General features: G+C 71.4%; 12 protein-coding genes. 9 read left to right on the top strand and 3 right to left on the bottom strand.

Annotated features, from left to right (window positions below; all coding sequences use genetic code 11):
- Positions 1–225 precede the first annotated feature (225 nt).
- Complete coding sequence (locus H9Y04_RS29915; protein WP_214661769.1) at positions 226–393, bottom strand: antitoxin; 168 nt, start codon at positions 391–393, stop codon at positions 226–228.
- A 344-nt stretch (positions 394–737) separates the two neighbouring features.
- On the opposite strand from H9Y04_RS29915, the gene H9Y04_RS29910 reads away from it, so the two are divergent.
- Positions 738–1,397: an HNH endonuclease family protein gene (locus H9Y04_RS29910; protein WP_187817344.1), complete on the top strand. Its 660-nt coding sequence runs from the start codon at positions 738–740 to the stop codon at positions 1,395–1,397.
- Between the two features lie 83 nt (positions 1,398–1,480).
- Positions 1,481–2,230: an N-acetyltransferase gene (locus H9Y04_RS29905; RefSeq protein WP_187817212.1), complete on the top strand. Its 750-nt coding sequence runs from the start codon at positions 1,481–1,483 to the stop codon at positions 2,228–2,230.
- 59 nt (positions 2,231–2,289) lie between these two features.
- On the opposite strand, the gene H9Y04_RS29900 is transcribed toward H9Y04_RS29905, so the two are convergent.
- Both H9Y04_RS29900 and H9Y04_RS29895 read right to left on the bottom strand, forming a co-directional pair.
- Positions 2,290–3,069, bottom strand: a complete 780-nt coding sequence (locus H9Y04_RS29900; protein WP_187817211.1) for a hypothetical protein — start codon at positions 3,067–3,069, stop codon at positions 2,290–2,292.
- Positions 3,070–3,184: 115 nt separating this feature from the next.
- Positions 3,185–4,006: an Rv1352/Rv1906c domain-containing protein gene (locus H9Y04_RS29895; RefSeq protein ID WP_236071649.1), complete on the bottom strand. Its 822-nt coding sequence runs from the start codon at positions 4,004–4,006 to the stop codon at positions 3,185–3,187.
- A gap of 194 nt (positions 4,007–4,200) precedes the next feature.
- Between H9Y04_RS29895 and H9Y04_RS29890 the strand changes: the two genes are divergently transcribed.
- The 7 genes from H9Y04_RS29890 to H9Y04_RS29860 all read left to right on the top strand — a co-directional run bounded on the left by H9Y04_RS29890 (position 4,201) and on the right by H9Y04_RS29860 (position 12,596).
- The gene (locus H9Y04_RS29890; RefSeq protein WP_187817210.1) at positions 4,201–6,279 is read left to right on the top strand and encodes an N-6 DNA methylase; all 2,079 of its coding nucleotides are present in this window, start codon (positions 4,201–4,203) and stop codon (positions 6,277–6,279) included.
- A 193-nt stretch (positions 6,280–6,472) separates the two neighbouring features.
- Entirely contained in the window at positions 6,473–7,186 is a 714-nt protein-coding gene (locus H9Y04_RS29885; RefSeq protein WP_187817209.1) for a hypothetical protein, read from the top strand.
- On the top strand, positions 7,183–8,709 hold the full coding sequence (locus H9Y04_RS29880) for a serine/threonine-protein kinase (RefSeq protein WP_308801182.1): 1,527 nt from the start codon (positions 7,183–7,185) through the stop codon (positions 8,707–8,709). The genes H9Y04_RS29885 and H9Y04_RS29880 overlap by 4 nt, the downstream gene beginning before the upstream one ends.
- Before the next feature lie 147 nt (positions 8,710–8,856).
- Positions 8,857–9,510 carry a SurA N-terminal domain-containing protein gene (locus H9Y04_RS29875; protein ID WP_187817208.1) on the top strand — a complete coding sequence of 218 codons (654 nt, stop codon included), beginning with the start codon at positions 8,857–8,859 and terminating at the stop codon, positions 9,508–9,510.
- A 61-nt stretch (positions 9,511–9,571) separates the two neighbouring features.
- The gene (locus H9Y04_RS29870; RefSeq protein ID WP_187817207.1) at positions 9,572–10,255 is read left to right on the top strand and encodes a DUF4230 domain-containing protein; all 684 of its coding nucleotides are present in this window, start codon (positions 9,572–9,574) and stop codon (positions 10,253–10,255) included.
- Between the two features lie 47 nt (positions 10,256–10,302).
- On the top strand, positions 10,303–11,301 hold the full coding sequence (locus tag H9Y04_RS29865) for a nucleoside triphosphate pyrophosphohydrolase (RefSeq protein WP_187817206.1): 999 nt from the start codon (positions 10,303–10,305) through the stop codon (positions 11,299–11,301).
- Entirely contained in the window at positions 11,298–12,596 is a 1,299-nt protein-coding gene (locus H9Y04_RS29860; RefSeq protein ID WP_187817205.1) for a cytochrome P450 family protein, read from the top strand. Before H9Y04_RS29865 ends, H9Y04_RS29860 begins: the two co-directional genes overlap by 4 nt.
- The last annotated feature ends 17 nt before the right edge of the window (positions 12,597–12,613 follow it).

Here is a 12,613-nt window from a genome sequence, read left to right as displayed (position 1 = left end):
CGCGGAGAAGGTGTGGGGGATCGGCGAGGCGTAGACGTGGGGGTCGGTGAGGCGTGGACGTGGGGGATCGGCAAAACGTTGGCCACCGCCCGCTGTGACCTTCGGGCACGGCAACTGGCCATCTGTGCGCGGCAGATGACAAGAAGCGCCGTCCGCGGTGGTGCTTGGCCGCGGACGGCGCTGTTGTGCGAGGTGGTTCTGTGGGGCCAGGGTGGGCCCGTGGGATCAGCCCTGCTGGCCGTCGAGCTTGTCGATCTGCTCGGTGGCGGCCTGCTGCGCCTTGTCCACGTGCTCGGAGTACTTGCCTCCGGTCTTCTCGTCGATCTCGTCGCCGACGTTCTTCACGACCTCGTTGGCCTTGTCCTCGGCCTGGCCGCCGAACTTTTCCTTCATTTCATTGATCTTGTCGCCGAGACCCATCCGTGGGCTCCCTTCGGAGGCGTGGGGGCGATCGGGGAAGGCGGTACATATGCCGCATTTCGCCCCGTCGCTTCCGACCATACGCCCGTCCTCGACACAATGCCCACCGGTGTCCAGTGATGCCTGGTCACGCCCGGTATGGGCACCCGGGTAAGGTCTGGGCCCGGCAACAGGGCCGTCCGTGCGGGAGGGGCAGGGTGGGGCGCGTGGACCGCGTGAGGCGCGTACATACGGCGGCGGGACGCGTGCATACGGCGGCGGGACGCGTGCATAAGGCGGCGGGACGCGTACATACGGCGGCGGGGTTCGCCCTGCTCATGGCGGTGGCCGTCGGCTGCACGCCGCTCGAGGAGGAGCCCGTCGACTCCAAGCCGGGCTCGGCCCTCGCGGCCGTGGACGGACTCACGGTCAAGGGCCGCGCGCCCAAGACCGGATACGACCGGGACCGCTTCGGCAGCCCCTGGGCCGACACCGACTCCAACGGCTGCGGCACCCGCGACGACATCCTGGCCCGCGACCTGGAGGAGGTGCGGACCGACGAGGACGAGTGCACGGTCCTCGCCGGTGAGCTCGCCCCCGATCCGTACAGCGGACAGGACGTGTCCTTCGAACGCGGCCACAGCAAGGTCGACATCGACCACTTGGTGGCGCTCTCCGACGCGTGGCAGAAGGGCGCCCAGAAGTGGGAGCCGGGCAAGCGGATCGCGTTCGCCAACGATCCGCTCAATCTCCTCGCGGTCGGGGCGAGCGCGAACCGGTCCAAGGGGGACGGGGACGCGGCGACGTGGCTGCCGTCGGTGAAGGGGTTCCGCTGCGAGTACGTGGCGGGCCAGGTCGCGGTGAAGCGCAAGTACGGCGTGTGGGTCACCGCGGCCGAACGGGACGCGATGCGCCGGATCCTCACCGGCTGCCCCGACCAGCGCCTGCCCGAGGGAAACGCCCCGACGATGGCACCCCCGCGCTTCCACGCGAACTGAGCCCGCGTACCCGGCCGGCACCCCGCCCCTGTGCTGCCCCTAACTCACTTGGCGCCCCCTGCATGCGCGGTTACCGTGCCCGCATGAGCGACATCTCCGTCACCACCCTCGCCGAGCGCCCCCACCTTCAGGGCGCCATGGACGAGATGCCCGAGACCTGGAACGAGTTCGTGCGCCACGACCTCGTCGGCTGGACGCACTATCCGCGGATCGCCGCCGAGCTGCCCGAGTACACCTTCGTCGCGACCGACGACAGCGGCGCCGTGGTGGCCAAGGCCATGAGCGTGCCGTTCGCGCTGAACGCACCGGGGCGCGGCGAGCTGCCCGCGGGCGGCTGGGGCAGGGTGCTGCAGTGGGCGTTCTCCGACCTGAAGTACGGCCGTGAGCCCGACACGGTGAGCGCCATCGAGATCAGTGTCGCGGGCGGGCAGCAGGGCAGGGGACTTTCGTACACGATGCTCGGCGCGATGCGCGACAACGCCCGTAAGCGCGGCTTCTTTGAGGTCGTGGCCCCGGTGCGCCCCAACGCCAAGCACTTGGAGCCGCTCACCCCGATCGAGGAGTACGCGTTCCGGGTACGCGACGAGGACGGACTGCCCGCCGACCCCTGGCTGCGGGTGCACGTACGGGCCGGCGGTGTGATCGAGAAGGTCGCGCCCGTGTCGATGTGTGTGAACGGCACGCTCGCGCAGTGGCGCGAGTGGACCGGCGAGCCCTTCGACAAGAGCGGCGAGATCGAGGTCCCCGGCGCCCTGGTGCCCGTGCACTGCGCCGCCGAGCGGGGTTACGCGGTGTATGTCGAGCCCAACGTCTGGGTGCGGCACGCGCTTTGAGCCGTATACGCAGATGGGCTGTCCTCCGCGGAGAGGACAGCCCATCTGCGCAGCGCCGGTTACATCTTGTCCAGGTCCAGCACATCCCCCGAAGGCGCCTTGGCGTCCACCGGCTTGTCGTAGTCGGTGAAGGTCAGGTTCTCGCCGTCCTTCGCCGCGTCCGAAGTGAGCTTCAGGAGATACGGCTTGCCCTTGGTCGCCACGTAGATCGTGTAGCGCTCGCCGCCGTCGTTCTCGGTGAGCGTGATGGCCTCCTGGCCGTCCACCGTCGTCACCTTCCCCTTGCGGGCCGCGGAGTCACCGCTCTTGAACTCGCCGAGCAGCTGGTCGAGATCGCAGAACGCCGCCAGATCCTCGGCACCCTCGCCGGTCGCGGAGGTCTTCACCCAGCGGTTGCCCAGCATGTCCACGGCCGCGTCCACGTCGGCCTTCGGCTCGCCCTTGCCCTGGGCGCGCAGGAAGGCCTCGTCGTACTTCATGTAGACCGTCTTGCCGTCGTTGACGATGTCCGCCTTGCCCTGGCCGCCCACGGACATGGAGCCGGCGCAGACGCCCTGGGTGTCCATGGCCATGTCGAGGGTGATCGTGCCCAGGTCGGCGTCCGGCACGGTGCCCTTGACGCGCAGGGACTTCGCGGCGGCGGTGGCCTCGATGGCCCGGTCGGCGATCTCGGGCCCGGACGCGTCGGCGAACGGCTCCTTGTTCTTGGCGACTGTCTTGTCGGAGCCCTTGCCCTTGCCGGACGAAGCGCTGTCGGACCCGCTGTCGGACCCGCAGGCGGTGAGGGCGAGGGCGGCGCTCAGGGCGAGGCCGGCGGTGGTGAGGACGGTGCGGCGCATGGTGGTTCTCCCCCCGGAGAAAGGTGAGTGTGGGGTGGGTGAGCTGTGTGGGGTGGTGGTGAGTGAGGTGGTGGTGGCGGTGACGGCGAGGGGACTGGGCTCGGGATAAGGGGCGTCAGCCCGTCTTCTTCCAGTCCTGGCAGCCAGTGGTCTTGAAGTAGGCGTCCTTGGCGGTGATCGTCACGATCCCGTTGCCGTTGACGTTCTCGTTGGCGGCGATGGAGTCGATGCCGTGCTCGGCGTCCTTCGCGCGCTCCCAGTAGCACATGTCGTCCGTGTTCCCACTGGACTTGTACGTGCCGGGGGCGATGTCGACGCCGACCTTGAACATGCCGCCGTCGCCCTTGACGTCCCCGCCCTTCGGCGAGCCCTTGGCGGCCTCGTCGACCGCGGTCCAGCCCTTGCAGCCCGAGGACTTGAACAGCTTGTCGCCGGTCTTGATCGTCACGTAGGACGTGCCGGTCACGTTGTCGTTCGCGAGGATCGACTCGAGCTCGCCCTTGGAGTCCTTGAGGCGCTCCCAGTAGCACATGCCGTCGTCGTTGCCCGCGGTCTTGTACGTGCCGGGCTTGACGTCGGCGCCGACCTCGAAGTCCCCGTCGCCTTCGATGGCGACCTTCGGCTCCTCGGCCTTCTTCGCGTCGTCGCCGCCCTTCGCCTTGCTGTCGGAGCCCGATCCGCTGCCGGCCGATACCGAGGCCGAGTCCTTCGAGCCGTCCGAGCCGTCGGAACCGCCGGAGCCCAGCGCCCCGCCTATCGCGACGATCACGACGAGCGCGCCGATCCCGGTGAGCACCTTGTGCCGGGCGACCCAGCTCCGTCTGCGCGGCGGCTGCGGCGCGGCGTGCTGGGGACCGTACGAGCCGTACGTCGGCTGCTGCATCTGCTGCTGCGACGGCTGCTGGGGCTGCTGCGACCACTGGGGCTGCTGAGACATCTGAAGCACCTTTCGTGCACAAGTGAACGGTCATAGGCCGGCTGTGAGCCCGTGAACTCGGTGGGCTGTGAACCGCTGGGTCAATAAGAACAGAGGCTGTGAACCGAGTCAACACGGTTAACAAGTTCTGGTCCGTTCACGGGTGTGAGCGGTAGGGTTCACCGCACACACGTATCCAGAGGGGAGTCAGCCGGGTGCCTACGAGCGCGACAGAGGTGACCGCCGCCGGAATCGCCCGCCTTGCCGGGGTCGGCCGGGCCGCCGTGAGCAACTGGCGCCGCCGCCACGCGGACTTCCCCAAGCCGGTCGGCGGCACCGAGACCAGCCCGTCCTTCGCGCTCGCCGATGTCGAGGACTGGCTGCGCCGCCAGGGCAAGCTCGCCGAGGTCCCGCTGCGTGAACGCGTCTGGCAGCAGCTCGCGGGCCACCCCGAAGGCCCCGGCACCGCGCTGCTCCACCTCGGCTGTGAACTGCTGCTCGTGCACGAGCGCCCCACCGACTGGCTCGAACTCAACGCGCTCTCCGACCAGCGCCTGGCCGAGCTCCTGCCCGTCGCGTACGAGCGCGTGCTCACCGCCCGTCTCGGGCCGGTACAGGAGCGCGCGTTCCCCACGCCGGCCACCGACGAGCTGCGCGCTTCCGTCCCCCTGCTCCGCGCGGCCGCCGAACTCGCCGCCGAGCTGGGCACGCGGCAGACCTTCGAGTTCCTGCTCGGCCGCCACCTGGACGCGGGCTCGCGCCAGTACACGCCCACTCCGGCAGGCCCCGCCGAGCTGATCGCGCGCCTCGCGGGACCCGCGCGCTCCGTGCTCGACCCGGCCTGCGGCACGGGCGCCCTGCTCAGGGCCGTCGCCGCACACCCCGACCTGGAGCTGTACGGCCAGGACTCGGCCGGCGAACTCGCGGCCCTGACGGCCCTGCGTCTGGCGCTCACCGGCCACGGACGGATCCGCACGAGAGCCGGCGACACCCTGCGCGCCGACGCGTATCCGCAGCTCAGAGCGGACGCGGTGGTCTGCCACCCGCCGTTCAACGAACGCAACTGGGGCCATGACGAACTCGCCTACGACCCCCGCTGGGAGTACGGCTTCCCCGCCCGCACCGAATCCGAGCTCGCCTGGGTCCAGCACGCGCTCGCCCGCCTCACCGACGGCGGCACCGCGGTCCTCCTGATGCCGCCCGCCGCCGCATCCCGCCGCTCGGGCCGCCGTATCCGCGCCGACCTCCTTCGCCGCGGCGCCCTGCGCGCCGTGATCGCGCTGCCCGCGGGTGCCGCGCCCCCGCACAACATCCCGCTCCACCTGTGGGTGCTCCGCCGCCCGGGCCCGGCCACCCGCCCCCAAGTTCTCGGCTCCGCTCGAACAGGGGGGACCCCCATCGCCGCCGAGCTGCTCCTGATGGAGACCGCCGGACTCGTCCCCGAAGGACAGCCCGAACTCCCCTGGCCCGCCCTGCAGTCCGCGGTCACCGAGGCCTGGGAGGCGTACGAGCGCACCGGCACCGCCGAGGAGCAGCCGGGCCTCGCCCGCGCCATCCCGGTGATCGAACTCCTCGACGACGACGTGGACCTCGCACCCGCCCGCCATCTGCCGCCGTCCGCGGCCGCCGGCGGCATCGAGCAGCTCGGCTCCGTACGCGAGAAGCTCACCGACACCCTGAAACTGACCGCCGAACTGACCCCGCCCGCCGCCGAACCGGCCCCGGACGCCCGCTGGCCGCTCACCACCGTCGGCGAACTCGCCCGCGCGGGCGCGCTCACCCTCCAGGTCGGCAACGCGGCCGTGGCGCTCGGCGGCACCGTCCCCGTCCTGACCGACCACGACGTGTTCACGGCCGCGGCCCCCTCCGGCACCCTGCCGGAGGACCACGACCAGCCGGAGCTCACCGAGGAGGGCGACGTGATCGTGCCCGTGCTCGGCGGCGGGGGTGTCACCCGCGTCGTCGACGCGGCCACCGCGGGAGCCGCACTCGGCCGCAACCTGTGCCTGCTGCGCCCCGACCCGGCGGCCCTCGACCCCTGGTTCCTGGCCGGCTTCCTGCGCGGCACCGCCAACAACCGCCAGGCCAGCAGCTACGCCTCCACCGCCACCCGGCTCGACGTACGGCGTCTGCAGATCCCGCGGCTTCCGCCGGCCCAGCAGCGCGCGTACGGCGAACGGTTCCGCGCCCTCGCGGCCTTCGAGGACTCCCTGCGCCGGGCCGCAAGGCTCGGCGAACAGCTGGTCCAGGGCACGTACGACGGGCTCACGGACGGGACGATCGCGCCGGGCTGAGCGGGGTCCGCCACCTGGGTGCAGGAGGGCCCGTCACCTGGGCACAAACGGAGTCCGCGGGTCCGTGACCGGATCGAGTTCGTCGATCACGTACAACCCCGGTCCCGTTGTCCTGGTCGCCTTATACGCTCGACTCTGCACGTCTCGACTCGGTATCCCGTTCGGTTCAGGATTCGCTTTCAGGAGCAGCCCCATGCACGGCCCCGGCTACGCACCACCGCCAAGCCGCCGTCCCTCCGACGCGGCGCTGGTGACCTTGCGCGTGGTCTTCGTCGTGCTCGCCATCGGCCTGTGCGGGATGCTCGCCTGGGCGCCGCTGATACGGATCGCGATCCTCACCAAGAAGGCCAGGGACTGGGTGCTGTTCGCCTCCTCCCTCGTGGTGGTGATCGTGTGCCTCGCCCTGATCGGCAGCGAGCCGACCGACGACCTGGACACGAACCAGGAGTGGATCGGCCTGCTCCTGCTGCTCGCCAACCTCGTCGGGTGCGTCACCTACTTCCTGTACGCGGACATCAAGCACTTCCACGGCTGGTCGGGCCCCGCCGGCTACACGCAGCCCCAGCTCCACAAGCAGCCCCCGGCCTACGGCTACCCGCCCACCGCCCCCACCGCGTACGGCCAGGGCCTCCCGCACCAGGGCGTCACCGCGCCGATGCACCCCCAGCAGCAGCCGATCCAGCAGCCGATCCAGCCGGCGGCACAGCAGCCGCTGCCCCAGCAGCCCCTGCCCACCCCGCCGCCCCCGAACGCGCAGCGCCCCGCGCCCGCCCGTATCGACCAGGTGCGCGCCGAACTCGACGAGTTGAGCAGCTTCCTGCGCGGCCACGACGAGACGTCGAACGGGCAGAGCGGGCGTGACTTCCCGCCGAGCGACCGTGACCGCCGCCCGGAGGACGACAGGTGAGTGTGCCCGGACGCATCATCGCGGGCCGCTATGAACTGTCCACGCTCATCGGGCAGGGCGGCATGGGCCAGGTCTGGACGGCCTACGACCAGCGCCTGGACCGCCGCGTCGCCGTGAAGCTGCTGCGCCCCGACAAGGTCGCGGGCCAGGAGGCCGACGAGCTGCGCCGCCGCTTCGTGCGCGAGTGCCGCGTCACCGCCCAGGTCGACCACCCCGGCCTGGTCACCGTGCACGACGCGGGCAGTGTGGACGACGACCTCTACCTCGTCATGCAGTACGTGGACGGCTCCGACCTCGCCGACCACCTCGCCGAGCACGACCCGTACCCCTGGCCGTGGGCCGTGGCCGTCGCCGTCCAGCTGTGCGGGGTGCTCTCCGCCGTGCACGCGGTGCCGATCGTGCACCGCGACCTCAAGCCGCGCAATGTGATGGTGAAGCCCGACGGCACCCTCACCGTCCTCGACCTCGGCGTCGCCTCCGTCATCGACTCCGACACCACCCGCCTCACCCACACCGGCTCCCCGATCGGCAGCCCCGCTTACATGGCCCCCGAGCAGGCCATGGGCGGCGCCGTCGGCCCGTACACCGACATCTACGCCCTCGGCGTCCTGCTGCACGAACTCCTCAGCGGCAACGTCCCCTTCGCCGGCACCACCGCACTCGGGGTCCTGCACCGCCATCTTTACGAACCCCCGCTGCCGGTACGCCAGTTGCGCCCCGAGACCCCCGAAGCGCTCGAAGCCCTGGTCCTGCGCATGCTCGCCAAGGACCCGCAGCACCGCCCCGCCTCCACCCAGGAGGTGTACGAGGCGCTGGTCCCGCTCCTTCCCGCGCACGGCAGCCCGAGCGGACCGCTCGACCCCACCCGCCCGTTCCTGCGCCCCGCCGCGCCCTGGCCCGACCGCGCCCGTACGCCCGCGGCGCAGGCGGTGCCCGCCGCCGCGCCCGTGGACCAGCGCAAGCCCGACGTCGCCCAGGCCGTCGACGACGTCAAGCGCCTGCTCGGCGAGGGCCGGATCACCCAGGCCGTCGACATCCTCGGCGCGATCCTGCCCGCCGCCGCACAGCAGCACGGCGAGCACTCGCCCGTCGTACGCACCCTGCGCAAGCAGTACGCGGCCACGCTCATGGACGACGGCCAGTACCGCCGCGCCCTGCCCGAACTGCGCCGTCTCGCCGACGAACGCGCCGCCGAAGCGGGCGTCGCCGACCCGGCGGCCCTGCAGTTCCGTTACGACGCCGCCCAGTGCCTGGAACAGCTCGGCGAACCGGCCGCCGCCCTCACCGAATACCGCGCCCTGCTGCCGTACTACGAGAACCAGTACGCGACCACCGACCGCGAGATCGCCCTCGAAGTCCGCCGCCGCATCGGCCACTTGCTGCTCGCCCTCGGCGACCGCGCCGCCGCCCACGACATGCTGCGCGCGCTCCTGTACGACGCCGAAAGGCTGCACGGGCCGAACCACGCGTTCCCCGGCGAGATCCGCCGCACGCTGCACTGGCTCGGGCAAGTGCGGGGCTGACACGGCACCGGGATGGACGCGCATCCCGAACTGCCCGTGAATCGTTGGTCGAACCAGTGGCCGAACCCACGTCCACTGCCTAACATCGATCACCGCAAGGCTTGTGCACTGACGCACAATCTCGCCGCAGCCGCCGGGAGGCCCCCTTTGCACCGCCGCCGTCGCACCGCGCTCACCGTCTCCGCCGCGCTCCTCGCGGCAGCGCCCCTCCTGGCCGCCTGCTCGAACGAGGCCCATCCCGGCGCCGCCGCCGTCGTCGGCGGCGAGCGCATCTCCATGGCGCAGCTGCAGTCCCGGGTCAATGAAGTGCGCTCGGCCCAGCAGGCGGCCACGGCCAAGAGCGGCGACTACGCACAGGCGGTGGAGAAGACCGGCGGGCTCACCCGCGACACCCTGCAGTCGATGGTCCTCGACCGCGTGCTGCACCAGGCCGCCGAGGACGCGGGCGTCACCGTGACCCGCAAGGAGATCCAGACGCTGCGCGGCGAACTGGTCAAGCAGGCCGGCAGCGCGGAAGCCCTGGAGATGGGCTGGCTGCAGCAGTACAACATCCCGCCGTCGCGGATCGACGAGTCCCTCCGTACGGAGATCGAGGCGCAGAAGCTGTACCAGTCGCTCGGCGCCGACCCGCAGACCGAGGCCGGCCAGCAGGCCTTCTGGAAGGCGCTCTCGGACGCCTCCCGCGCCCTCGACGTGGACCTCAACCCCCGTTACGGAGCCTGGGACATGACCAAGAGCCGCCGCGCGGACGCCGTGACGCCGTGGGTGCGCCAGGTGTCGGGCGGCGCCAAGGAGGCGTAAGAGCCCCGCAGTACGCCGGTTCCCGCGGTGTGCCCCGGCCCGCCGCGGGAACTCGGGAGCCATGACCACCACCGAGACCAAGCCTCGGCGGCCGCACACCCCGGCACGTTCCCGCAGGCTGCCCTGGTGGATCACGCTGCCCGCCGCCCTGGCCATGACCATGGTGCTCGTCCTGATCGCCGGACAACTGCGGCTGCTGCCCGGCCTCGACGACCTTTTCGGCTCCGAGACCAAGGACCGCTCGGGCCCCGCCGTACTGAAGTCGCTGCGGGACATGAGCCGTTACGAAGGCGCGGCAGGCTCCTACCAGGTCGTCGTCGACCTGGAGAAGGACGCCAAGTTCCTGCCCGACGCGATCCGCGGCACCCGCACCCTGTTCGTCGGCTCCGGCACGGTCACCGCCTATGTCGACCTGGGCGCCCTCGAAGAGGACAACGTCCGCGTCGACAAGGACCGCACCACCGCCACCCTTACCCTGCCGCACGCACGCCTCGCCAAGGCGACACTCGACCCCGACCGCTCCTACACGGTCTCCAAGCAGCGCGGCCTCCTCGACCGGCTCGGCGACCTCTTCTCCGACAACCCCGCGGGCGAACAGGCCGTCAACAAACTCGCGGTCCGGCACATCGGCGACGCCGCCGAGGACAGCGGACTGACCGCCCGCGCCGAACGCAACACCACCGGCATGCTGGAAGGCCTGCTCACCTCGCTCGGCTTCGAGAAGGTGACCGTCCGCTACAAGTGACCTCCGGGCATACGCGAGCTTCGGGCCCACGTGACCTCCGAGGTACGTTGGCGGACGTGAACGCTCCCGACGCCCCCGGCCGCATCATCCTGCTGACCACGACCCACCGCGTGGCCCCCGGCCTGCTCTCCTGGCCGGCCTGGCAGCTCCTGCACGACGCCGACCAGGTCCTGTGCACCGACCCGGCCCACCCCCAACTCCCGTATCTGCGCGAGGCGGGCGTCGGCGTCGAGCACCGGGACCTCGTCGCCGATGAGCTCGTCGACGCCTGTACGGGCGGCCGCACGGTGGTCGTGGTGGCGAGCGGTGAGGGCGACCCGCGGCTGACCGACGGCCTGGCCCGGCTCGCGGGCTCGGGCCGCGTGCAGATGCCCGACCTGGAGCTGCTCCCCGGCTCGTACGACCTGCCGGGCGCCCGCCTCCTCGACCTCGTCCAGGTCATGGACCGCATCCGCCGCGAGTGCCCCTGGTCCTCGCAGCAGACCCACAAGGGCCTGGCGAAGTACGGCATCGAGGAGGCGTACGAACTCGTCGAGGCCATCGAGGACGGTGACCGCACCGAACTGCGCGAAGAGCTCGGCGACGTACTCCTGCAGGTCGTCTTCCACGCGCGGATCGCCGCCGAGGACGAGGAGGAGCCCTTCGACATCGACGATGTCGCGGGCACCATCGTCACCAAGCTGATCCACCGCCACCCGCACGTCTTCGGCGACTACACCGCGCAGACCCCCGAAGAGGTCAAGGCGCACTGGCTGCGCACCAAGGCCGAGGAGAAGCAGCGCGACTCGGTCACCGACGGCGTTCCGCTCGGCCAGCCCGGCCTCGCCCTGGCGGCCAAGCTCGCCTCGCGCGTACGGACGGCCGGTCTGGACGTGGAGCTGCCCCCGGGCACGGGCCTCGGCTACGAGCTCCTCGCTCTCGCCGTACGGGCGGAAGCCGAGGGCATCGACCCGGAGGCGGCGCTCAGGGCGGCGGGACGGGCGTACCGGGATGCGATCCGGCTCGTGGAGAAGGGCGAGGCGGGGGCGGATACGGTCGAGGGGTGACCAGCACTACCCCGCCCGCCCCCGTGCCTTCCTCCGCGCCCGAGCTCTTCACGTGGGAGTTCGCCACCGACCCCTATCCCGCCTACGCCTGGCTGCGCGAGCACTCCCCGGTGCACCGCACCACGCTGCCGAGCGGGGTGGAGGCCTGGCTGGTCACGCGGTACGCGGACGCCAAGCAGGCGCTCGCCGACCAGCGCCTGAGCAAGAACCCGGTGCACCACGCGGGCGACGAGCAGACCAAGGGCAGGACGGGCATCCCCGGCGAGCGCAAAGCCGACCTGATGACCCACCTGCTCAACATCGACCCGCCGGACCACACGCGGCTCAGGCGTCTGGTCTCGAAGGCGTTCACGCCCCGCAGGGTCGCGGCCTTCGCGCCGCGGGTGCAGGAGCTCACCGACCAGCTCATCGACTCCTTCGCACAGAAGGGGAGCGCGGACCTGATCCACGAGTTCGCCTTCCCGCTCCCCATCTACGCGATCTGCGACCTGCTCGGCGTACCGCCCGAGGACCAGGACGACTTCCGCGACTGGGCGGGCATGATGATCCGGCACGGCGGCGGTCCGCGCGGGGGAGTGGCGCGCTCGGTCAAGAAGATGCGCGGCTATCTCGCCGAGCTGATCCACCGCAAGCGCGCCGAACTGCCCGAACACCCGGCCCCCGACGAGGACTTGCTCTCCGGCCTGATCCGCGCGAGCGACCACGGCGAGCACCTCACGGAGAACGAGGCCGCCGCGATGGCCTTCATCCTGCTGTTCGCGGGCTTCGAGACCACGGTCAACCTGATCGGCAACGGGACGTACCAGCTGCTGCGCCACCCCGAGCAGCGCGCCCGCCTCCAGGAGTCGCTCGCCGCGGGGGAGCGGGGCCTCCTGGAGACCGGAGTCGAGGAACTCCTGCGCTACGACGGGCCGGTGGAGCTCGCGACCTGGCGCTTCGCCACCCAGGAGCTGACCATCGGCGGCCAGGGGATCGCCGTGGGCGACCCCGTGCTCGTGGTGCTCGCGGCCGCGGACCGCGACCCCGAGCGCTTCGAACAGCCGGACACCCTCGATCTCGCGCGCCGCGACAACCAGCACCTCGGATACGGCCACGGCATCCACTACTGCCTCGGCGCACCCCTGGCCCGGCTCGAAGGACAGGCGGCGCTCGCCACGCTGCTCACGCGGCTGCCGGATCTCCGACTTACGGGAGAAGAGGGCGATTTGAGGTGGCGTGGGGGACTCATCATGCGCGGATTGCGGGCGCTTCCGGTCGAGTTCACCCCAGAACGCCCGGCTTCCGTGACACGCTGACGACCCCTCGTAACTGA

The organism is Streptomyces polyasparticus (assembly GCF_014493765.1).
Lineage (GTDB): Bacteria > Actinomycetota > Actinomycetes > Streptomycetales > Streptomycetaceae > Streptomyces > Streptomyces polyasparticus.
The sequence above is the reverse complement of the archived record's forward strand: the minus strand, read 5'-3'. Positions and strand labels throughout refer to the sequence as shown.